This window comes from Labedella phragmitis, from assembly GCF_004078635.1.
Classification (GTDB): Bacteria; Actinomycetota; Actinomycetes; order Actinomycetales; family Microbacteriaceae; genus Labedella; species Labedella phragmitis.
This window is the reverse complement of record NZ_RZNB01000001.1, coordinates 210,787-231,813: the sequence shown is the minus strand read 5'-3', so window position 1 is coordinate 231,813 and position 21,027 is coordinate 210,787. Positions and strand designations below refer to the sequence as shown.

Genomic DNA, 21,027 nt, shown 5'->3' with positions numbered 1-21,027 from the left:
TCCGCCCGGTCGTGAAGCTCGTCGGCCCGTGGCGTTAAGCGAAGCGGTCCTCGAGTCCGTTGGACTCGAGGACCGTTCGACGGTGGGAAGCGTCAGTTGTTGGTGAAACCGACGAGCACGCCGCCCGTGATCTTGACGCTCAGGTTGTAGAGCGCGGCGCTCAGGGCGCCGAGCGCCGTCACGACGATGAGGTTGAGCACGGCAGCCACGAGCGCGAAGCCCATGATGCGGTTGAGTCCGAAGAGCGCCGTGAGGTCGTCGCCCTCACCGGCGACGGCCTGGTACAGACCGTTGATGCTCTCGAGCACACCCGTGCGCTCGATGACCGTGTAGATCAGGAACGCGGCCACGATCGTGATGATGGCGACGGCGATCGCGAGGAGGAACGACAGCTTCACCGCCGACCAGAAGTCGATGTACACGAGCTTCAGTCGGACCTGCTTGCTCGATGGCTTCTTGGCCGATTTCTTCGCGAGTTTGTCTGCGACGGTGCTCATGCCTGCTCTTCCTGCTGTTCGTCCACGCTCGGGGCGTTCTCGTCAGTCGTTCCGGACTCGTCGGGTTCCGCCACGGCTTCCGCCGTGAGGTTCCTGTCGCTGTTCTTCGCCAGAGCGATGATGCGGTCGTCGTCCGCGAAACGGGCGAAGACCACGCCCATCGTGTCACGTCCCTTGGTGGGGACCTCGGCCACGGCAGAGCGTACCACCTTGCCGCTGGCAAGAACCACAAGCACCTCGTCGTCCTCGCCCGCGATGAGGGCGCCGGCGAGGTCGCCGCGATCCTCGCTCAGCTTGGCCACCTTGATGCCGATTCCGCCTCGGCCCTGCAGTCGGTATTGATCGACGGCCGTGCGCTTGGCGTAGCCGCCCTCGGTCACGACGAACACGGACGCGGACGACCCGTCGGCCGGCAGGACGGAGGCCGAGAGGAGCTCGTCCGAGCCGCGGAAGTGCATCCCGATGACTCCCGACGTGGAGCGCCCCATGGGGCGGAGCGTCTCGTCGTTCGCCGTGAACCGAATCGACATGCCGTGACGCGAGACGAGCAGCATGTCGCTGTCCTCCTCCACGAGCAGGGCCGAGACGAGCTCGTCGCCCTCGCGGAGGTTGATCGCGATGATGCCGCCCGACCGGTTCGTGTCGTACTCGGTGAGCGTCGTCTTCTTGACGAGGCCGTTGCGCGTCGCGAGCACGAGGTACTTCGCTGCTTCGTAGTCGGGGATGTCGAGGATCTGGGCGATCTGCTCGTCCGGCTGCATCGCGAGCAGGTTGGCGACGTGCTGACCCTTCGCGTCGCGGCCGGCCTCCTGCACCTCGTACGCCTTCGCGCGGTAGACCCGGCCCTTGTCCGTGAAGAACAGGAGCCAGTGGTGCGTCGTCGTGACGAAGAAGTGCTCGACGACGTCGTCCGCGCGGAGCTGGGCGCCCTTGACGCCCTTGCCGCCGCGGTGCTGCTGGCGGTAGTTGTCGCTGCGCGTGCGCTTGATGTACCCGCCACGCGTGACTGAGACGACCATCTCCTCTTCGGGGATGAGGTCCTCCATCGACATGTCGCCGTCGAAGCCGAACATGATCTCCGTGCGGCGGTCGTCGCCGAAGCGCTCGACGATCTCGGTGAGCTCGTCGGACACGATCGTGCGCTGACGCTCCGGGCTCGCGAGGATCGCCTTGTACTCGGCGATCTCGAGCTCGAGCTCGGCCAAACGATCGATGATCTTCTGGCGCTCGAGGGCCGCGAGGCGACGGAGCTGCATCGCGAGGATGGCGTCGGCCTGGAGCTGGTCGACTCCGAGCAGTTCCATGAGGCCCGTGCGGGCCTCCTCGACGTCGGGCGAGCGGCGGATGAGCGCGATGACCTCGTCGAGGGCGTCGAGCGCGAGCACGTAACCGCGCTGGATGTGGGCATCCGCTTCCGCCTTGTTCAGGCGGAACTGCGTGCGCCGCACGATGACCTCGATCTGGTGCGAGACCCACGCGGAGATGAAGCCGTCGAGAGCGAGCGTGCGCGGAACACCGTCGACGATCGCGAGCATGTTCGCGCCGAAGTTCTCCTGCAGCTGCGTGTGCTTGTAGAGGTTGTTGAGCACGACCTTCGGCACGGCGTCTCGCTTGAGCGTGATGACGAGTCGCTGACCGGTGCGGCCCGACGTCTCGTCGTTGATGTCGGCGATGCCCGTGACCTTGCCGTCCTTGACGAGGTCGGCGATCTTGATCGCGAGGTTGTCCGGGTTGACCTGGTACGGCAGCTCCGTGACGACGAGGGACGTGCGGCCCTGGATCTCCTCGACGCTCACGACCGCGCGCATCGTGATCGAGCCGCGGCCCGTCAGGTACGCGTCATGGATGCCCTTGGTTCCGAGGATCTGCGCCCCCGTGGGGAAGTCCGGTCCCTTGATGCGCTGCATGAGCGCCTCGAGCAGCTCCTCGCGCGACGCCTCGGGGTGGGCGAGGTGCCACAGTGCGCCCTCGGACACCTCGCGCAGGTTGTGCGGGGGGATGTTCGTGGCCATACCGACGGCGATGCCGACGGAGCCGTTGACGAGGAGGTTCGGGAAGCGGCTCGGCAGCACGAGCGGCTCTTGCGTGCGACCGTCGTAGTTGTCGCCGAAGTCGACGGTGTCCTCGTCGATGTCGCGCACCATCTCGAGGGCGAGAGGGGCCATCTTCGTCTCGGTGTACCGGGGGGCGGCGGCACCGTCGTTGCCGGGAGAGCCGAAGTTACCCTGACCGAGGGCGAGCGGGTACCGGAGGCTCCACGGCTGGACGAGGCGCACGAGCGCGTCGTAGATCGCCGAGTCGCCGTGCGGGTGGAACTGGCCCATGACGTCGCCGACGACACGCGCGCACTTCGAGAACGCCTTGTCGGGGCGGTAACCGCCGTCGTACATCGCGTAGATCACGCGGCGATGCACGGGCTTCAGGCCGTCACGCACCTCGGGGAGCGCTCGACCCACGATGACGCTCATCGCGTAGTCGAGGTACGACCGCTGCATCTCGAGCTGGAGGTCGACCTGGTCGATCCTGCCGTGCGGGCCGACCGCTTCCGTGGGGGTCTCGTCCGGAGTGGTGTCGTCTGCCATGTTTCTCTTCCTACCGTCGTCGCTTCGACAAGCTCAGCGACCGTGGATCGCTTGTTCTTCCGGTCCCCGGGCCCGTCGTGTTCCGACGTGCCCAGGAACCGCTGTGCACATCAGATGTCCAAGAAGCGGACGTCCTTGGCGTTCTTCTGGATGAACGATCGACGGCTCTCGACGTCCTCGCCCATGAGAGTGGAGAAGATCTCATCGGCCGCGGCTGCGTCGTCGAGAGTGACCTGGAGCAGTGTGCGCGTCTCCGGGTTCATCGTGGTCTCCCACAGCTCCTTGTAGTCCATCTCGCCGAGACCCTTGTAGCGCTGGATCCCGTTGTCCTTCGGGACGCGGCGACCGTTCTTGAGGCCGTCGGCGAGGAACGCGTCGCGCTCGGCGTCGCTGTAGACGTAGTCGTGCGGCGCGTTCGACCACTTGATGCGGTAGAGCGGGGGCTGCGCGAGGTAGACGTAGCCCATCTCGATGAGGGGACGCATGTACCGGAAGATGAGCGTGAGCAGCAGCGTCGTGATGTGCTGGCCGTCGACGTCGGCATCGGCCATGAGCACGATCTTGTGGTACCGAGCCTTCTCCGGGTTGAAGTCCTCGCCGATGCCCGCGCCGAACGCCGTGATCATGGCTTGAACCTCGGCGTTGCCCATGGCGCGGTCGAGTCGCGCCTTCTCGACGTTGAGGATCTTGCCCCGGAGCGGGAGGATCGCTTGCGTCATCGGGTTGCGGCCCTGCGTCGCCGAACCACCGGCGGAGTCACCCTCGACGATGAAGATCTCCGAGATCGACGGGTCCTTCGACTGGCAGTCCTTGAGCTTCCCGGGCATTCCGCCGCCCTCGAGGAGGCCCTTGCGTCGGGCGGTCTCGCGCGCCTTGCGAGCGGCCAGCCGCACCGTCGCAGCCTGCAGCGCCTTGCGGATGATCTCCTTGGCCTGCTGCGGATTGCGCTCGAACCAGTCGCCGAGCTGATCGCCGACGACCTTCTGCACGAACGATTTCGCCTCGGTGTTGCCGAGCTTCGTCTTCGTCTGCCCCTCGAACTGCGGTTCACCGAGCTTGATCGAGACGACGGCCGTGAGTCCCTCGCGCACGTCTTCACCGGAGAGGTTGTCGTCCTTCTCCCTGATGATGTTGTTCGCCCGTGCGTACCGGTTCACGAGAACGGTGAGCGCCGCACGGAAGCCCTCTTCGTGCGTGCCGCCCTCGTGGGTGTTGATGGTGTTCGCGTACGTGTGCACGCTCTCGGTGTACGCCGTGGTCCACTGCATCGCGACCTCGAGGGCGATCTTGCGATCGGTGTCCTCCGACTCGAACGAGATGATGTCGCCGCCGACGATCTCCGCCCGCTTCGCCGAGTTGAGGTACTCGACGTAGTCGACGAGACCGCGCTCGTAGAAGAAGACGTCCTCGCGGCCCTTCTCGTGGGCCGCCTCGTCGATCTCGCCCGCGACGTCCTGGATCTCGCCGCGCGAGGTGCGCTCGTCACTGAGCTCGATCCGGAGTCCCTTGTTGAGGAACGCCATCTGCTGGAAGCGCGTGCGGAGCGTCTCGTAGTCGAATTCGATCGACTCGAAGATCTCGCCGTTCGGCCAGAAGGTGATCGTGGTGCCGGTGTCGTCCGCATCGCCGACCTTCTCGAGCGGAGCCTCGGGCACACCGTTGTGGTATCGCTGCGTGTACACGGCGCCCTGACGGTGAACCTCGACCTCGAGCTTGCTCGACAGCGCGTTGACCACCGAGGAACCGACGCCGTGGAGTCCGCCGGAGACCGCGTATCCGCCGCCGCCGAACTTGCCACCGGCGTGGAGGATGGTGAGTACCACCTCGACCGTCGACTTCTTCTCGACGGGGTGGATGTCGACGGGGATGCCTCGACCGTTGTCGACGACGCGGACGCCACCCGACTCGAGGATCGTCACGACGATCTTGTCGCAGTAACCCGCCAGCGCCTCGTCGACGGAATTGTCCACGATCTCGTACACGAGGTGGTGGAGACCACGCGGACCGGTGGACCCGATGTACATGCCGGGTCGCTTGCGGACTGCTTCGAGGCCCTCGAGAACCTGGATCTGACTTGCGCCGTAGTCGTTGCCGTCAGGGGTGTTGCGCGGTTCCGATGACATATGGAATTGGACTCCAAACCGTGGATGGGATGGCTTCCATTCTACCAAATCAGGTGGTTCCGCCGGCGCTTATTCGCCCGTCTGAGGCCCTTTTTTTCCTCGGGTGACCTGTTTTGTCGAGTCAACCGTAGGTATCGCGTACGCCACGCCCCTGAACCGATCTGGGGCCGCGTTTCCAGGATGGGACGTCTGGCCCGAGAAAACGGATGTTGGAGATGCCCGCCTCGGGGAAGCGCGTCGTGATGTGCGTCATGATCTCCGTGCGCATGAGCCGGAGCTGCGTCGCCCACGCCGTCGACTCGCACTGCACGGTCAGCACGCCCTTCTCGATCCCGACGGGTGAGGAGTGCTTCGCCGTCTCCTCGCCGGCGAGCTCCGTCCATCGACCCATGAGCTCCGACTGGGCGAGCGGAGAGTCCCATCCGAGGTCCGCGGTGAGCGCTCCCACCACGTCGCCGAGGCCCTTCGGGTCGCGACCGTGTCCGAACGGCACGCTCTCGTCGTCATCCCGTGAGCGCCGCGACTTCTGGGGACGCGACCGTGTCCCGGTGAAGATCTCCTTGAAACGCAAGTAGACGCGCGAGGCCTCCGACAATCCGGCGCCGCGACCGGCGGCATCGTTCGCGGCGGCGCCCTCGACCTCTCCGTCACTCATCGACGACCTGCCCGCCTCGGATGTGCACGGTGTGCGCGGTGAGCGTGGCCGGAACGTCCTCGAGAACGGCCGCCGTGATGAGGACCTGCTCGAAACCGGCGATCGCAGCGGCCAGACGGCTCCTCCTGCCCTGGTCGAGCTCGGCGAAGACGTCGTCGAGGATGAGGACGGGGTCGCCGAGCGACGACTCGGCTCGCAAGAGCTCAGCCGCCCCGAGCTTGAGTGCGAGCGCGAACGACCAGGATTCGCCGTGGCTCGCATACCCCTTCACCGGCAGAGCGTTGAGACCGAAGGCGATGTCGTCGCGGTGCGGTCCGACGAGTGTGAGGCCGCGATCGAGTTCGGACCGGCGCTTGCTCGCGAGCGCCGATCGGAACGATGCGGCCGCCTCGGCGACCGTCGTCGGCACGACGTCGTCGGGACGCGCCGTCTGCTCTCCGCGCACACCGGTGTCGGGCTCCTCGGCGTCGATGCCCGCGATCGACAGCACGGGAGAGAGCGTCGGGCGGTGATCGTCGCCGACGACGGCTGAGTACGCCGCCGCGACCGGGGGGCCGAGCGCCTCGACGAGCTTCGCCCGCACGACGACGATCTCACTGCCGAGGGTGACGAGCTTGTCGTCCCAGATCTCGAGCGTCGTGAGCTGCGATTCCTTGAGCCCGGTCGACCGCGCAGATTTCAAGAGCGTGTTGCGCTGGCGGAGCACGCGGTCGTAGTCGGCGAGCACTCCGGCCATCCGGGGCGAGCGGAGGACGACGAGCTGGTCGATGAATCGACGCCGCGCCGAGGGATCGCCACGCACGATCCCGAGGTCCTCGGGAGCGAACAACACGCTCGAGAAGTACCGCGGCAACTCGCGCGGCTTGATCTGCGAGCGGTTCACCTGCGCCCGGTTCGGCGACGAGCGATTGATCTGGACCTCGGCGAGCAGCTCACGATCATCGTGACGGAGCCGCGCCCGGATGACGGCCGAGTCCGCACCCGCCCGGATGAGGGCCTGATCACTCGACACGCGGTGGGAGCCGAGGGTGGAAAGATAGCCGAGCGACTCGACGAGATTCGTCTTTCCCTGACCGTTGCGGCCGACGAAGAGATTCGCCCCCGGCTTCATCGCGACGTCGGCGGCCGCGTAATTGCGGTAGTCGCCGAGGTTCAAGTGCGAAACGATCACCCCGCAACGATAGCCGCCGACGGTGACATCGATCCGGAGCGGGATGCCGCGGACCGAGCACCCGTCGCGTCAGCGACCCTGCCGTTTCTTGAACGGTTTCGGCTCGCCCTTCACGACGGGCGCACGACCCTTGCCCTTCGAGGCCTTCGCCTTGCCGCCCCGATTGACCGGCGGCATCGGTGCCCGGGCGACCCGCGCGGCCGCTTCCTCGACAAAGGTCGTTCCCGCTTCCGTCAATACGACCCCGTCCGCCTGCTCCGCCACGAGGGTCTCGCCGAGTTCGGCCTCGAGAGCCGCGACGGACGCCTCGACCGACGCCCGCGAGACGTGCTCGCGGTTCGCCGCGCGCGAATAGTGGCCCTCCGCCGCGACGGCGAGGAAGTTCTTCAGATCGGTCGTGTCCACGAGTTTGACCGGTGGGTCAGTCCCCGGCCTTCTTGACGGCGTGTCCGCCGAATTGGTTGCGTAGGGCTGCGACGGCCTTCATCGCCGGGGAGTCCTCCTGGCGCGACACGAACCGCGCGAAGATCGACGCCGAGATCGTGGGGACCGGGACGGCGTTCTCGATCGCCTCTTCGATCGTCCAGCGTCCTTCACCGGAGTCCTCGACGTAGCCCTCGATGTCGCGAAGCTCTGGATCCTGCTCGAGAGCACGGACGAGGAGCTCGAGGAGCCAGGACCGGACGACCGTTCCGCGCTGCCACGCCTTGAAGGTTCCGGGAACGTCGGTGATGAGATCGTCGCGCTTCTCGAGGAGTTCGTAGCCCTCCGCGTACGCCTGCATGAGGGCGTACTCGATGCCGTTGTGCACCATCTTCGCGTAGTGGCCGGCTCCGACGGGGCCCACGTGGACGAAGCCCTCCTCGCGGGGACCCTCGGGACGGAGCGCGTCGAAGACCGGCATGACGCGCTCGACCTGCTCGGCCGGGCCGCCGACCATGAGGCCGTAGCCGTTCTGCGCACCCCACACGCCGCCGGAGACGCCGACGTCGATGTAGTCGATGCCCGACAGTGCGAGCGACTCGGCGCGACGGAGGTCGTCGGTGAACTTCGTGTTCCCGCCGTCGATGATGAGGTCGCCCGCCTCGAGCAGCCCCCCGAGCTCCGTCACGACGGCATCGGTGATGGGGCCGGCGGGGACCATCACCCAGACGGTCCGCGGTGCGGGGAGCGCCGCGACGAGGTCGGCGACCGACGCGACGTCCGAGACGTTCGGGTCACGGTCGTAACCGGTGACCTCCACTCCGGCGGCGCGCAAACGAGTGCGCATGTTGCCACCCATCCGACCGAGACCGACGAGACCGATGTGCAGATCGCTCATGGCGATGGCTCCTCTCAGCGCAGCAGCAGGTTCGGCTGCAGCAGGTATTTGAAGCTGTCGGCTCCCGGCTGATCCTTCGAGGACTGGCTCGTGATCAGCATGGGGCCCGGCTTGTTGGTGTTCTCCGACTTCGTGAAGGAGAAACGGACGAACTCGCTCCGGACGGCGTTGAGACCGTCGATGAGGAACGAGGGCTTGAGCGACAGCACGATGTCCTCGCCGGTGAGGAGGGCGTCGATGGATTCGGAGGCCTGAGCGTGCTCCGAGCCGATGGCTTCCATCGTGAGGCCGTCGATCGAGAAGCTGAAGCGCAGCGCCGCTTCCCGCTCGAGCACGAGTGACACGCGGCGGACCGATTCGATGAGTTCGCCCGTGTTGATGACCGCGTAGTTGTCGACCTGCTCGGGGAACAGTCGACGGACCGGCGGGAACGATCCCTTGATGAGCAACGACGTGACGGTCTTGTCATCCGCGGAGAACGCGATGATCTCGCGATCGTCCTTGCTCGTGAACGAGACGGTGATGGTTCCGCTGTGCCCGAAGGTCTTGCCGACCTCCTGCAGGGTGCGGGCCGGGACGAGCGCGGTGAGTGACGGGGCGTCCGCGCCGCCGTCCCACTCGATCTCACGGACGGCCACGCGGTAGCGGTCGGTGGCGACGAGACTGATCTTCGTTCCCGTGACCTCGAGCTGCACACCCGTGATGACGGGGGTGACATCGTCTCGGGACGCGGCGACGGCGACCTGAGCGATCGCGGTCGCGAACTCCTCGGCGGGGACGAGCCCCTGCTCGCCGCTGACCTGCGGAATGGTCGGGTACTCCTCGACGGGCATCGACAGGAGGGTGAAGTGCGCCGAACCACAGGTGACGGAGATGCGGTTGTCGTCGGTGCTGAATTCGACGGGGGCGTTCGGGAGGCGGGAGGCGATGTCGGCGAGGAGTCGACCGGAGACGAGGATGGATCCCTCTTCGGAGATGTCTGCGGCGATCGTCGTCTGGGCGGAGACCTCGTAGTCGAAGCTCGAGAGGGTGAGCCCCGCGGGGGTCGATTCGATGAGGACACCGCTCAGGATCGGAAGGGTCGTGCGTTGCGGGAGAAGCTTCACCGCAAAGGACACCGCTTCGCTGAACACATCTCGATTGACGCTGAACCGCACTTGTCACCTCTGTCCTCTGGGCACTAGACGACACCATGCTATCCGCAGCAGCGCAGCGCAACCCGACGAGACCGGTCGGGGCGATGTGCGACCGAGCGGGCCGGAGCAGAAGGTTGGTGGACCGAGAGAGATTAATTAACTCTTAAAGGTCTTAACGCCTGTGGAGAGTGTGGATAACCGCGTCGTCGCCAGTCGGCCGTAAGGAACTACAACGGTGTGAGTTGTGGGGGCGATGTGTGATTCGACGCGGAGAGGTCATGCGCGTTCAGGCCGCAGGAACGTGTTGTTCACATGGCGGTTGCCAGTTTCAACATTAAGCGGCCGCTTTAAGGACTGCGTTTCCACAGGTTATCCACACTGTGCAGAGTGGCATTGTGGCCAGGGGCGAGCACGCTGTCAATACACCGCATCGGGGGTCGTCTCCGCGGCCCGTGAGCGCGCGGATCCTGAGCCATCCGCTGCTGCGTCCCGGGCGCGGCGGCGTGGATCAGCGTCGAGTCGGCTCGCCGCCGCCGCTGTGGGCGTGTCGTCGCGTATTCATGCCCGGGGTCGTCGTGGTGTGCCGGAGCAGCGCGGGTGGTGCCGAGCGGTGCGTCCCGGCTCGACGCAGGGCTCGGCCGCCCGCCGGCTGCGTCGACGAGGTGACGACGAGTGCCTAGCGGTTGCCCTGCTTGATGCGGCTCGTGAGCTCTGTGACCTGGTTGTAGATGGAGCGGCGTTCCTGCATGAGGTCGGAGATCTTCTTGTTGGCGTACATGACCGTCGTGTGGTCGCGGTTGCCGAAGAGTTGCCCGATCTTCGGGAGCGAGAGGTTGGTCAGCTCCCGACACAGATACATGGCGATCTGTCGCGCGATCGCGACGGCTTGTGATCGGCTCGAACCGTACAGGTCCTCGACCGACAGCTTGAAGTAGGCCGCCGTCGTGTTGATGATGTCGACGGGCGAGATGACGTTGTCGTCGTCGAGCGTGATGAGGTCCTTGAGCACCGTCTGGACGAGAGCCATGTCGACGGGCGTCCTGTTGAGGCTCGCGAAGGCCGTCACACGGATGAGCGTCCCCTCGAGTTCGCGGATGTTCGACGAGACCTTCGAGGCGATGAACTCGAGGACCTCGTCGGGGATCTGGAGTCGTTCGCTCTGCGCCTTCTTACGGAGGATCGCGATTCGCGTCTCGAGGTCGGGGGCCTGCACGTCGGTGATGAGGCCCCACTCGAAGCGCGACCGCATCCGATCCTCGAAACCGGTGAGGTGCTTCGGAGGCAGATCGCTCGTGATCACGACCTGCTTGTTGTGATCGTGAAGCGTATTGAAGGTGTGGAAGAAGGCCTCCTGCGTCTCGGCCTTGTTCTGGAGGAATTGGATGTCGTCGATCAGCAGGATGTCGATGTCTCGATACCGCGCCTGGAATGCGGCCCCGCGGTTGTTCGCGATCGAGTTGATGAAGTCGTTGGTGAACTCCTCGCTCGAGACGTACCGGACGCGGATCCCGGGGTAGAGCGAGATGGCGTAGTGGCCGATCGCATGGAGCAGGTGGGTCTTGCCGAGCCCCGATTCCCCGTAGACGAAGAGCGGGTTGTAGGCCTTTGCCGGCGCCTCGGCGACCGCCACTGCTGCGGCGTGGGCGAATCGGTTGGACTGGCCGATGACGAAGCTGTCGAACGAGTACTTCGCGTTGAGGCGGGTGTCGTTCTGCCGAGCGGGCAGGACCTGGTCGACGATCGGGACGACCGTGGCGGTCTGCTCGGTGTACGTCCCCGGCGTCGCGGTGGGTGCGGCGGTCGTGGCGTTCGTCTCGAACGGCGCCTGCAGTTCGTTGTCGATGATCTCGGGGTTCACGACGACGGCGAAGGTATGGGCGCCGTGCTCGTGCTCGGTCGCCGTGAGGGCGGTGAGGATGGGGGCGCGCATCCGCTGATTGAGCTGGCCGGCCGTGAAGTCGTTGGGCACCTCGAGGTAGAAGGTGCCGCCCATGACGCCCTTCGGGACGACGAGCCCGAGGAACCCGTGGAGGGGTGCCGTGATGCGGTCGTCGGTCGTGAGGGCGTCGAGCACCATCTGCCAGCGTCGAGCGATGTCCTGCTGGTCGTCTGCCATGGTGCCCCCGGGAGGTCGATCGCACGGCGGGTGCATGCGAATGGTGGAGAAGTGGACGGCTTCGCGCCGCGCCACAGATGGAACCGCAGCTGGTCGGCCCCCGCGGAGGCCTGGCCGTCGGCCTGTGGATAACTGCCTGAACACGGTAACCAGAACCGGGGGGAGAGGCAAAACACACCATACGTCGCGAGGGATGCGGGCGGCCAGGGGGCTGGTGAACTCCTGTGCATACAGCGTCGGTGGCGAACCCGGTTTGACCGACGCGCCGAGAAGCCGTAGTTTTAATCAGTTGACGCCTGCCCTCGGGCACCGAGCTTTCCCTGCCGCACGCTTTCGCGGCATGCGGATCATTCATCAGGAGAAGAGTCATGAGCAAGAGAACGTTCCAGCCGAACAACCGCCGCCGCGCCAAGGTGCACGGCTTCCGCCTGCGCATGCGCACCCGCGCGGGTCGCTCGATCCTCGCGGCCCGTCGCCGCAAGGGTCGCACCGAACTCTCCGCGTAATCGCGCCTCGGCGCTCCGGACTCGGTGATCGACGGTGCTCGCGAAGGTCAATCGCATCGCGAAGGCCGACGACTACCGTGCGGTCGTGCGTCGTGGACGCCGCGTCGTGTCGGAGAACACGGTGAGCTATGTCTCAATGAACCCGAATGGTGGTCCGCCACGATTCGGGTTCATTGTTGCAAAGACGGTCGGAAACGCCGTCGTGCGCAATACTGTGCGCCGACGGCTCAAAGCCGCGTCGTTTTCAGCTTTGGCCAGGACTAATGAGGGGACTGACATCGTGATCCGTGCGCTGCCGCCGGCTGCAGGTGCCCCCTACGCGGCGCTCGTCGACGACGTCGAGCGTGCGATCACGACGCGGGCGAAGGCACGATGACCACGACGCACATGCTCGGCGCGGGCCGTCACCCTCTCCTCATCGCTATCGATGCGCTCCTTCTCCTCCCCCGCAATGTCGCGGTCGCGATCCTCGTGGTCTACCGTCGGCTCATCTCGCCCCTCTACGGCGATGTCTGCCGCTACTACCCCTCATGTTCGTCGTATACGTTGCAAGCGATACAGCGTCATGGGCTCGCGATCGGCGTGTTCTTCGGTGCCCGTCGGTTGCTGCGCTGCCACCCCTGGGCCGAGGGCGGTTTCGATGAGATCCCCGAGAAGCGCTCCTTCCGACACGTCGTGACGCGATCCGGATTCGTTCTTCCTTCCAGCCAGAGAAAGGGCTGATCACCACATGGACCCGTTGTCCCTCATTCTCTGGCCACTCAAATGGGTGGTCGAGCTCCTCCTCGTCGGTTGGCACGCGCTCTTCTCGGCGATCGGCCTCGAGGCCGCGGCCGGTATCACGTGGGTGTTGTCGATCGTCGGGCTCGTGCTCGTGGTCCGCGCGCTGCTGATTCCCCTCTTCGTCAGGCAGATCAAGAACCAGCGCAAGATGCTGGAGGTCGCTCCACAGCTGAAGAAGATCCAGGACAAGTACCGCGGCAAGCGGGACCAGTTGTCCCGTGAGGCGATGAGTCGCGAGACGATGGCGGTCTACAAGAACGCCGGCACCAATCCGCTCGGGTCGTGCCTGCCGCTCCTCGTGCAGATGCCGATCTTCTTCGCGCTCTTCTCCGTGCTCAACGACGCTCAGCACTCGAAGACCGGTGTCGGCCCCCTCAACGAGCAGCTCGCGCAGCAGTTCGGCAGCGCGAGCCTCTTCGGAGCGCCGCTGCACATGAGCTTCTCCACCGCGATGGGCGAGGGCGAGGTCGGCGTCATGGTGATCGCCGCGGTCATGGTCGTGCTCATGACCGCATCGCAGTTCGTCACGCAGCTGCAGATCGTCTCGAAGAACATCTCTGAGGAGACCAAGGCCTCCCCCATGTTCCGTCAGCAGCGGATTCTCCTCTACCTGCTCCCCTTCGTGTTCCTCTTCTCGGGCTTCGCCTTCCCGCTCGGCGTCATGTTCTACTGGCTCACCAGCAATATCTGGACGATGGTTCAGCAGTTCATCATCATCCGCAACATGCCGATGCCCGGCACGGAAGCGGCGAAGGAGCGCGAGGAGCGCCTCGCTCGCAAGGGCAAGCTGCAGGTCAGCGACTCCTCCGACAACGGCGGAACCGTCGTGGTCCAGGAGAAGAAGCCGACGCAGCGCCAGCAGCCCGTCGGCAAGAATCGTGCCAAGAAGGCCGCCCAGAACAAGCGACCGGGAACGCCGGATTCCGGCCCCGCCACGAGTGGAAAGTAGAAGAATGTCGGACGTCATCGCCCGGGAAACCGCTGAAAAACCTCGTCGTGACGAGCCGACGATCGAGCAGCTCGAAGAAGAGGGCGAGATCGCAGCGGACTACATCGAGGAGTTCCTCGATATCTGCGATCTCGACGGCGACCTGGAGATCGACGTGCGCAACGGGCGCGCGTACATCTCCGTCACCTCGGCGGGCGAGTCGAACCTGCGGGTCCTCGCGAAGCCGGAGGTCGTCGGGGCTCTTCAGGAGCTCGTCCGTCTCGTCGTGCAGAACACGAACGGGTCCTTCTCGCGGTTGATCCTCGACATCGGCGGTTCTCGTGATGCCCGACAGGCCGAGCTCGGTCGCCTCGTGGATGCTGCGATCGCCCGCATCGAGGAGGGTGCGCAGGATGCGGCCCTCCCCCCGATGTCGAGCTACGAGCGCAAGCTCGTTCACGATCTGGTGTCCGAGCGCGGTTTCGTGTCCGAGTCGCAGGGCGAAGGGCACGATCGCCACACGGTGATCACGCGGTCGTGAGCGACGTTTCACGTGAAACGGGCGCGGCGGCCGACGTGCGCGACATCACGATCGAAGCTGAACCGGCGGCGGCCGCAGTTCTCGCCGGCGACCGAGCCGACGTGCTGCGTCGCTTCGCCGACAACCTGGGCCGGTTCGGGGAGGAGCGCGGGCTGATCGGCCCGCTCGAACCGCCGCGGCTGTGGAGTCGCCACATTCTGAACAGCGCCATCATCGCGCCGCTTCTTCGACCTGGGCGCGTCGGGGACATTGGAACGGGCGCCGGTCTTCCCGGGCTCGTGCTCGCGATCATCCGGCCAGACGTGGACTTCGTCCTGATCGAGCCTATGGAGCGTCGAGTGGCGTGGCTCGAGGAGCAATCCGAGGAGCTCGGGCTGGAGAACGTGACCATCGTTCGGTCGCGCGCTGAAGACGTGCGACTCGACCTCCCGCTCGACCAGGTGACCGCACGGGCAGTCAGTGCCCTGCGCACGCTGCTTCCGCTGACCGCTCCGTTGCTCCGGAACGGCGGCGAGCTTGTCCTGATGAAGGGTGCGTCGGTCGACGCTGAGATCGCCGCCGCGGAGAAGCAGCTTCGGAAGTTCAAGGTCTCCGGCGTCCGGGTTGATGTCCTCGGGGAAGGGCTCCTCGATGACGTCACCCGCGTCGTTCGCGGGATCGTCAGGGCCACCGACGGCTGACTTGGTCACGTAGCGCGGTCATCGCCGGTTGTTTCACGTGAAACACGTGCCGCATTGGTAGCGGCATGCGCCTTGAACGGCCTTAAGGACACGGGCGAGGGGTCACGCGCGCTCCGGTCATCTGAGCGTTGACCGCGGTTCTCCAGTTGTCGCTCCGTAACCTTCAGGTTGCGCACAAGGGGGGGCTACGTTCCGTGGCGCATGTTTCACGTGAAACGCCCCATGCTCACTGGAGCTGGAATCCTCGTCGATTCCGAGGACTGAGATGGCGGCGTGCAGTGCTACGGCTAGTCGGTGCCGGTTTACAGGTGCGGCCACCGCATCGGTCGATCATCCACGCGGGGTGCTCCCGCCGCGTCGCGCGTCGGATGGGCGCGGCAATGTGTCGTTCCACGTGAAACGCTCCCCGACGTGGCGCCACCATCCGCCATGTCGGGGTGGCCCCGTCGCGACCTCGATGATTCGGCGGCCGGTGGTCTTCGTGTTCGAGCCGCGAGCACGTATAGGGCTCGGGCGGACTCAGCTCTTACCGGATCATGGGCGGTCAGAGCGTGCTATTCGGCGACGAAGCGAGGGCCGCTACGACTCACGCTAAGCGCTCGTGCATCCCGTCCGCTGTGCGTCCGGCTAGTTTGAGCGCACCAGTGGTCAGCGAGTAGTCAGCCCCGCGTCGTGTGGTGCGGTTGTCCTTGAGGGCGATGCGGATGGACTGTGGCGTTCGCCGCTCGGGATCAGAAGTCCACGTCCCGCGGACGCCATCTCAGGCGGGGCCGTTTCACGTGGAACGTGCCCTGAATCCCGTCAACATCGCCATCTCGGACGGGAAGCGGGGAACGAATGTGAGCGTAGCCGGTGGATAACGAGAGATATCCACAGCGCCATTAACAATGTGGAATGAGCGCAGAATCCGCGGAATCACGCGGATCTGTAAGAGTGGCGGCCCGAAGTGATCGGAATTTGTCCACCGCCCGTGCTCGTGATTGTGGATAACTCCGGGCTCGCCGATCTCGACTTTCCTCGGTGCCATCGAGCCCATAGACTTGCTTCCTCGCCCGTTCCCCCGGCGGCGGCGAACAGCAGAGGCCCGCGATCCCGATCGCGATCCCCGACCGCCGAACAGGGGTGCCGTCTCTCCATTCCGCGAGGAATCGACGTGCGGTTGACAGGCCCGGAACGCGTAGAGTTGACGAATGCCCTCGGCGGGTGTTCCACGTGAAACATTCGTAGTGAGGAGAGCGGTATGGAGACGGAGCGCTTCGATGTATCGACTCCTCTGGCTCGTGAACTCGCGAGTCTGCGATTGCGTCGGAAGGCGCTCGACTCGAATGACGTTCCACTGCCGGACCATACTCGCGTCTTCACCGTCTCGAACCAGAAGGGCGGTGTAGGAAAGACGACCACGACGGTGAACATGGCGGCGGCCTTCGCCAAGGCGGGCGCACGCGTCCTCGTCATCGATCTCGACCCGCAGGGAAACGCGTCGACGGCCCTCGGCGTGCCGCATTCCGCCGACGTGCCGAGCGTCTACGACGTGCTCATCGATGACTTCCCACTGTCGGATGTGATTCAGCAGAGCCCCGAGAACGAGATGCTGTTCTGCGCACCGTCCACGATCCATCTCGCGGGGGCCGAGATCGAACTGGTCTCCCAGGTCGCACGCGAGCACCGGCTGCGTACCGCGCTCGAGGCCTTCCTCGAGTCGGCGGACGAGACGTGGCACTACGTCTTCATCGATTGTCCGCCGTCGCTCGGGCTTCTCACGATCAACGCATTCGTGGCGGCTCGCGAGGTCTTCATCCCGATTCAGTGCGAGTACTACGCCCTCGAGGGCCTCAGCCAACTCCTCGGGAGCATCGAGCTCATCCAGAAGCATCTGAATCCCTCGCTTGCGCTCACGACGATCCTCCTCACGATGTTCGACGGGCGGACCAACCTCGCGAACCAGGTCGCCGACGATGTGCGTGCTCACTTCACTGATCGAGTCCTCCAGACGGTGATCCCTCGCGCCGTCCGGATCTCCGAGGCGCCGAGCTTCGGACAGACCGTGATCACCTACGATCCCGCGGGCGTCGGCGCGGTGTCGTACCTCGAAGCGGCCGCGGAGATCGCGCGGCGTGAATCGACCAGCCACCAGGACAAGGAAGCACGCGCGTAATGGCAACCAAGCGAACAGGCCTCGGTCGGGGCATCGGAGCCCTCATCCCGACACAGAACCCGGATCAGACCGAACGCCCCGTCGACGTCTTCTTTCCGGGCGCCGCCTCGGCTGCCGCGAAGGCGGCGTCCGCGGCAGCGGCGGAGTCCACCGCGGGGGAGAGCGGACCGGTCACCGCTGGGGGCGGCGAGAGCGCCTCGGCCGCTGACCTCGTGGCGGTCCCCGGTGCTCGATTCGCGGCGCTCGACCCCCAGAAGATCGTGCCGAACGCCCTGCAGCCGCGCACGGTCTTCGACGAGGACGCACTCGCGGAGCTCGTTCATTCGGTCCGTGAGTTCGGTGTGCTGCAGCCCATCGTGGTGCGCGCGATCCCCGACTCCGACACCTACGAACTCATCATGGGCGAGCGTCGGCTCCGCGCCTCGAAGGAGGCCGGGCTGGAGACGATCCCGGCGATCGTGCGGGAGACGGCCGATGAGGACATGCTGCGTGATGCCCTCCTCGAGAACCTCCACCGAGCGCAACTCAATCCGCTCGAAGAGGCGTCCGCCTATCAGCAGCTCCTCGCCGACTTCGGCATCACGCAGGAGGAGCTCGCGACCCGCATCGGCCGCTCGCGTCCGCAGATCTCGAACACGCTGAGACTCCTGAAGCTCCCGGCCGCGGTGCAGCTCCGCGTCGCCGCCGGCGTCTTGTCGGCCGGTCACGCCCGCGCGATCCTCTCGACCGGGGACCCGGAGTCGATGCAACGACTCGCGGACAAGATCGTGAACGAGGACCTCTCCGTGCGAGCGGCGGAGGCCGCCGCCGCGCAGTTCTCCGCGCCCCCCAAGCGCGCCAAGCCGTTGCCCGGGAGTCGCCGCGGCCACCTCGACGAGGTGGGGGAGCACCTCGGCGACCGCCTGAATACTCGCGTGCGAATCAATCTCGGAGCGAAGAAGGGCCAGATCAGTATCGAATTCGCTACGATTGCGGACCTCAACCGCATTCTCGCCGAGATCGGCGAGCCGGGCTACGGCGGCTGACCTGGATCCCCATACGGGCGGTCTCCACCACGTCGAACTCTGGGTGCCGGACCTCGACCGAGCGAGCGTCTCGTGGGGATGGCTCCTGAGGCAACTCGGGTGGAGCGAACACGAGCGCTGGTCGGTCGGGCGATCATGGATCCTCGGCGCGACCTATCTGGTCGTCGAGCAATCACCGGCGATGACCGACTCCGCTCACGAGCGGACGCGGCCAGGTCTCAACCACCTGGCATTCCAGGTCGGTTCGCGTACCCGGGTCGACGAGTTGTCGGACGCCGCGCCCGACTTCGGTTGGCATCCGTTGTTCGCCGACCGCTACCCCTGGGCGGGCGGATCCCCGGGCGACGGGGGCTCCGGCCACTACGCGGCCTACCTGGAGGACGCCGACGGCTACGAGGTCGAGCTGGTCGCGGCGGCCACCGCGAGCTCCGAATAGACGCTCGAGAGCTCCAGCCCCGCCGCCTCGATCGCCTGCGGAGCGAGAGAGGTCTCCGTGAGACCGGGCAGCATGTTCGCCTCGAGGAACCACGGAGTGCCATCGGCGGCCACGATGAGGTCGACGCGGGAGATGTGGCGGAGTCCGAGCAGCTGGTGCACCGCGACGGCGGTCCGGGCCGCCGCGTCAGCGATCTCATCACCGACGCGAGCGGGGGCGTAGAAGATCGTCTCGCCCGCGTTGTAGCGCGCCTCGAAGCTGTAGACGCCCGACAGCGGTTCGATCTCGACGGCGGGAAGGGCGCGCGGTCCATCGCCAGCATCGATGACGGTGACGGCGAGCTCCGTGCCGTCCACCTTGCGCTCGATGAGGGCGACGTCGGAGTACGTGTACGCGTCCACCATGGCGCGAGGAAGCTGCGAGGCGTCGTCGACGATCGTCACTCCCTGTGCCGAACCGCCCTGGGACGGCTTCACGACAGCCGGAGTGCCGATCGCTCGCGCCACTTCACCGAGGACGGCTCCGGCGCCGAGCTCCGTGAACGTCTCACGCGGGAGCGCGAGCCACTCCGGCGTCGCGATTCCCTCGCGCGCGACGAGGGCCTTCGCCGTGGGTTTCGACCAGGCGAGCCCGGCGGCTTCGGGGTGAGAGCCGACGTAGGCGATGCCGCGCCCGCGCAAGAGCGCCTGCAGGGCGCCATCCTCCCCGCTCGCTCCGTGCAGGGCTGGCCAGACGACATCGGGAGCGGTCTCGGCGATCCAGTCGAGGATTCCGGCTCCCGGGTCGCGCAGGATGGCTCGGTGGCCGGCTTCCGTCAGTTCGTCGGCGACGCGACGGCCCGACCGCAGCGAGACGTCGCGTTCGTGGGAGATGCCGCCAGCGAGGACCGCGATGGTGAGCTTCCGGGTGTCGGTCATGGATCGTTCTCTCTCGAGGTGGGGACGGTCGCGGTGGGGGTGGATGCTCGGGTCAGCCGAGATCGGGCGGCGGGGCGGAGACGTGCAGGTCGCGCGACGCGATCCGTAGCGGCCCCGTGCCCTCGAAGGTGTCGAGGAGGTCGAGCTCGCCGTTGATGACGGTCGCGAGTCGACGGATCCCCACGCGGATGTTCTCCGGCGTGGGATAGCAGAAGGACAGACGCATCGCGTGCCGCCCCCGACCGTCGGCGAAGAAGGCCGTTCCCGGAGTGTAGGCGACGAGTTCCTTCACGGCGCGCGGCAGCATCTGCTTCGAATCGAGGCGATCGGGAAGGGTCAGCCAGATGTAGAAGCCGCCGTTGGGATCCGTCCAGGACAGATCGGGCAGGTACTCCTCGAGAGCCGCGACCATCGCCTCCTTGCGCGCCTTGTAGACGCCGCGGAAGGTGTCGATCTGCTCCTTCCAGTCGGTCGATCGCAGGTACTCCGAGACCGTGAGCTGGCTGAACGCGCTCGGGGACAGCACCGCGGACTCGGCGGCGAGGATGAGCTTCTCGCGGATCGCGTGCGGAGCGAGCGCCCAGCCCACGCGGAAACCCGGTGCGAGCGTCTTCGAGAACGACCCCAGGTAGATGACACCGTTCTCGTCGATGGAGCGGAGCGCATCCGGCGCCTTCTCCTCGAAGTGGAGCAGCCCGTAGGGGTTGTCCTCGAGGACGAGGATCTCGTTCTGCCGGCAGATCTCGAGGATCTCCGGTCGGCGGGCGGCGGAGAGCGTCACACCGGCCGGGTTGTGGAAGTTGGGGATCGTGTAGAGGAACTTGATCCGTCGCCCCTGCCCCCGCAAGTGCGCGATCGTCTCGCGGAGAGCGTCGGGATTCAAACCGTCGTCGTCCATCGCGACGTGGACGACGCTCGCCTGGTACGAGCGGAAGACGCCGATGGCGCCCACGTAGCTCGGTGCTTCGGCGAGGATGACGTCGCCCGGGTCGATGAAGAGTTTCGTGACGAGGTCGAGCGCCTGCTGGGATCCCGTCGTCGTGACGACGTTGTCGACCGTGCCGCGGATGCCCTCGAGCGCCATGACCTCGAGGATCTGCTCGCGGAGGGCCGGCTGTCCGGCGCCCGAGCCGTACTGCAGGGCCACACCGCCCTGCTCACGCATGACCTTCTCGAGCGATCCCGTGATGAGCTCCGCCGGGAGGGCCGACACGAACGGCATCCCGCCGGCGAGCGAGACGACCTCGGGGCGGCTGGCGACGGCGAACAGCGCTCGGACCTCGCTGGCCGACAGGCCGGCGGTGCGTTCGGCGTAGTTCGAATACCAGGGGTCGAGGTTGTTGCCCGGTGAGCGGGGGATGCTCTGGTCTGACACGTTGCGTTCCGTTCTCGTCTATACGAATGCTATCGGGGAGAGCCGAGGGGGTCAGGGAACGCGGGTACGGAAAAGGCCCG

20 protein-coding genes are annotated in these 21,027 nt (G+C 66.1%); 9 read left to right on the top strand and 11 right to left on the bottom strand.

Features of this window, described 5'->3' with window-relative positions:
* Positions 1-92 precede the first annotated feature (92 nt).
* The 9 genes from ELQ90_RS01185 to dnaA form a co-directional block, all read right to left on the bottom strand.
* On the bottom strand, positions 93-497 hold the full coding sequence (locus ELQ90_RS01185) for a DUF3566 domain-containing protein (RefSeq protein ID WP_128493440.1): 405 nt from the start codon (positions 495-497) through the stop codon (positions 93-95).
* Positions 494-3,079, bottom strand: coding sequence for a DNA gyrase subunit A (gene gyrA / locus ELQ90_RS01180; protein ID WP_128493439.1), 2,586 nt, complete (start codon positions 3,077-3,079; stop codon positions 494-496). Before gyrA ends, ELQ90_RS01185 begins: the two co-directional genes overlap by 4 nt.
* A gap of 110 nt (positions 3,080-3,189) precedes the next feature.
* The gene (gyrB, locus tag ELQ90_RS01175) at positions 3,190-5,202 is read right to left on the bottom strand and encodes a DNA topoisomerase (ATP-hydrolyzing) subunit B (protein WP_128493438.1); all 2,013 of its coding nucleotides are present in this window, start codon (positions 5,200-5,202) and stop codon (positions 3,190-3,192) included.
* 121 nt (positions 5,203-5,323) lie between these two features.
* On the bottom strand, positions 5,324-5,857 hold the full coding sequence (locus ELQ90_RS01170) for a DciA family protein (RefSeq protein WP_128493437.1): 534 nt from the start codon (positions 5,855-5,857) through the stop codon (positions 5,324-5,326).
* Positions 5,850-7,028: a DNA replication/repair protein RecF gene (gene recF, locus ELQ90_RS01165; RefSeq protein WP_128493436.1), complete on the bottom strand. Its 1,179-nt coding sequence runs from the start codon at positions 7,026-7,028 to the stop codon at positions 5,850-5,852. Before recF ends, ELQ90_RS01170 begins: the two co-directional genes overlap by 8 nt.
* Before the next feature lie 69 nt (positions 7,029-7,097).
* Positions 7,098-7,433 carry a LysR family transcriptional regulator gene (locus ELQ90_RS01160; RefSeq protein WP_128493435.1) on the bottom strand — a complete coding sequence of 112 codons (336 nt, stop codon included), beginning with the start codon at positions 7,431-7,433 and terminating at the stop codon, positions 7,098-7,100.
* 16 nt (positions 7,434-7,449) lie between these two features.
* Entirely contained in the window at positions 7,450-8,340 is an 891-nt protein-coding gene (gene gnd / locus ELQ90_RS01155) for a phosphogluconate dehydrogenase (NAD(+)-dependent, decarboxylating) (protein ID WP_128494084.1), read from the bottom strand.
* A 23-nt stretch (positions 8,341-8,363) separates the two neighbouring features.
* Positions 8,364-9,506 (bottom strand): DNA polymerase III subunit beta, encoded by a 1,143-nt coding sequence (gene dnaN / locus ELQ90_RS01150; RefSeq protein WP_128493434.1) that lies wholly within the window; start codon positions 9,504-9,506, stop codon positions 8,364-8,366.
* Between the two features lie 655 nt (positions 9,507-10,161).
* Positions 10,162-11,601 (bottom strand): chromosomal replication initiator protein DnaA, encoded by a 1,440-nt coding sequence (gene dnaA, locus ELQ90_RS01145; protein ID WP_128493433.1) that lies wholly within the window; start codon positions 11,599-11,601, stop codon positions 10,162-10,164.
* Positions 11,602-11,969: 368 nt separating this feature from the next.
* Here dnaA and rpmH point away from each other — a divergent pair, with 368 nt between their 5' ends.
* The 9 genes from rpmH to ELQ90_RS01100 all read left to right on the top strand — a co-directional run bounded on the left by rpmH (position 11,970) and on the right by ELQ90_RS01100 (position 18,655).
* Complete coding sequence (gene rpmH / locus ELQ90_RS01140) at positions 11,970-12,107, top strand: 50S ribosomal protein L34 (RefSeq protein WP_055823896.1); 138 nt, start codon at positions 11,970-11,972, stop codon at positions 12,105-12,107.
* Positions 12,108-12,141: 34 nt separating this feature from the next.
* Entirely contained in the window at positions 12,142-12,483 is a 342-nt protein-coding gene (gene rnpA, locus ELQ90_RS01135) for a ribonuclease P protein component (RefSeq protein WP_128493432.1), read from the top strand.
* On the top strand, positions 12,480-12,830 hold the full coding sequence (gene yidD, locus ELQ90_RS01130) for a membrane protein insertion efficiency factor YidD (RefSeq protein ID WP_243695949.1): 351 nt from the start codon (positions 12,480-12,482) through the stop codon (positions 12,828-12,830). Before rnpA ends, yidD begins: the two co-directional genes overlap by 4 nt.
* A gap of 7 nt (positions 12,831-12,837) precedes the next feature.
* Positions 12,838-13,839 carry a membrane protein insertase YidC gene (gene yidC / locus ELQ90_RS01125; RefSeq protein ID WP_128493431.1) on the top strand — a complete coding sequence of 334 codons (1,002 nt, stop codon included), beginning with the start codon at positions 12,838-12,840 and terminating at the stop codon, positions 13,837-13,839.
* Between the two features lie 4 nt (positions 13,840-13,843).
* Positions 13,844-14,359: a Jag family protein gene (locus tag ELQ90_RS01120; RefSeq protein WP_128493430.1), complete on the top strand. Its 516-nt coding sequence runs from the start codon at positions 13,844-13,846 to the stop codon at positions 14,357-14,359.
* A 35-nt stretch (positions 14,360-14,394) separates the two neighbouring features.
* A complete protein-coding gene (gene rsmG / locus ELQ90_RS01115; RefSeq protein WP_128493429.1) occupies positions 14,395-15,039 on the top strand; it encodes a 16S rRNA (guanine(527)-N(7))-methyltransferase RsmG in 645 nt (214 codons plus the stop codon).
* A gap of 1,240 nt (positions 15,040-16,279) precedes the next feature.
* The gene (locus ELQ90_RS01110) at positions 16,280-17,194 is read left to right on the top strand and encodes a ParA family protein (RefSeq protein WP_128493428.1); all 915 of its coding nucleotides are present in this window, start codon (positions 16,280-16,282) and stop codon (positions 17,192-17,194) included.
* A complete protein-coding gene (locus ELQ90_RS01105) occupies positions 17,194-18,219 on the top strand; it encodes a ParB/RepB/Spo0J family partition protein (RefSeq protein ID WP_128493427.1) in 1,026 nt (341 codons plus the stop codon). Before ELQ90_RS01110 ends, ELQ90_RS01105 begins: the two co-directional genes overlap by 1 nt.
* The gene (locus ELQ90_RS01100; protein ID WP_424980754.1) at positions 18,164-18,655 is read left to right on the top strand and encodes a VOC family protein; all 492 of its coding nucleotides are present in this window, start codon (positions 18,164-18,166) and stop codon (positions 18,653-18,655) included. Before ELQ90_RS01105 ends, ELQ90_RS01100 begins: the two co-directional genes overlap by 56 nt.
* Here the strand turns inward: ELQ90_RS01100 and ELQ90_RS01095 are convergent.
* Together ELQ90_RS01095 and ELQ90_RS01090 are read right to left on the bottom strand one after the other, a co-directional pair.
* The gene (locus ELQ90_RS01095) at positions 18,610-19,572 is read right to left on the bottom strand and encodes a D-alanine--D-alanine ligase family protein (RefSeq protein WP_128493426.1); all 963 of its coding nucleotides are present in this window, start codon (positions 19,570-19,572) and stop codon (positions 18,610-18,612) included. The two genes, ELQ90_RS01100 and ELQ90_RS01095, sit on opposite strands and share 46 nt — an antisense overlap.
* A gap of 52 nt (positions 19,573-19,624) precedes the next feature.
* On the bottom strand, positions 19,625-20,947 hold the full coding sequence (locus ELQ90_RS01090) for an aminotransferase-like domain-containing protein (RefSeq protein ID WP_128493425.1): 1,323 nt from the start codon (positions 20,945-20,947) through the stop codon (positions 19,625-19,627).
* Positions 20,948-21,027: the final 80 nt, after the last annotated feature.

Excerpts from the sequence above, each read along its gene's own strand:
- ELQ90_RS01120 (WP_128493430.1), top strand. The coding sequence starts at position 13,844 with ATGTCGGACGTCATCGCCCGGGAAACCGCTGAAAAACCTCGTCGTGAC.
- dnaA (WP_128493433.1), bottom strand. The coding sequence starts at position 11,601 with ATGGCAGACGACCAGCAGGACATCGCTCGACGCTGGCAGATGGTGCTC.
- ELQ90_RS01095 (WP_128493426.1), bottom strand. The coding sequence starts at position 19,572 with ATGACCGACACCCGGAAGCTCACCATCGCGGTCCTCGCTGGCGGCATC.
- ELQ90_RS01105 (WP_128493427.1), top strand. The coding sequence starts at position 17,194 with ATGGCAACCAAGCGAACAGGCCTCGGTCGGGGCATCGGAGCCCTCATC.
- gyrA (WP_128493439.1), bottom strand. The coding sequence starts at position 3,079 with ATGGCAGACGACACCACTCCGGACGAGACCCCCACGGAAGCGGTCGGC.
- ELQ90_RS01170 (WP_128493437.1), bottom strand. The coding sequence starts at position 5,857 with ATGAGTGACGGAGAGGTCGAGGGCGCCGCCGCGAACGATGCCGCCGGT.
- gyrB (WP_128493438.1), bottom strand. The coding sequence starts at position 5,202 with ATGTCATCGGAACCGCGCAACACCCCTGACGGCAACGACTACGGCGCA.
- ELQ90_RS01110 (WP_128493428.1), top strand. The coding sequence starts at position 16,280 with ATGGAGACGGAGCGCTTCGATGTATCGACTCCTCTGGCTCGTGAACTC.
- ELQ90_RS01185 (WP_128493440.1), bottom strand. The coding sequence starts at position 497 with ATGAGCACCGTCGCAGACAAACTCGCGAAGAAATCGGCCAAGAAGCCA.
- yidD (WP_243695949.1), top strand. The coding sequence starts at position 12,480 with ATGACCACGACGCACATGCTCGGCGCGGGCCGTCACCCTCTCCTCATC.
- rpmH (WP_055823896.1), top strand. The coding sequence starts at position 11,970 with ATGAGCAAGAGAACGTTCCAGCCGAACAACCGCCGCCGCGCCAAGGTG.
- yidC (WP_128493431.1), top strand. The coding sequence starts at position 12,838 with ATGGACCCGTTGTCCCTCATTCTCTGGCCACTCAAATGGGTGGTCGAG.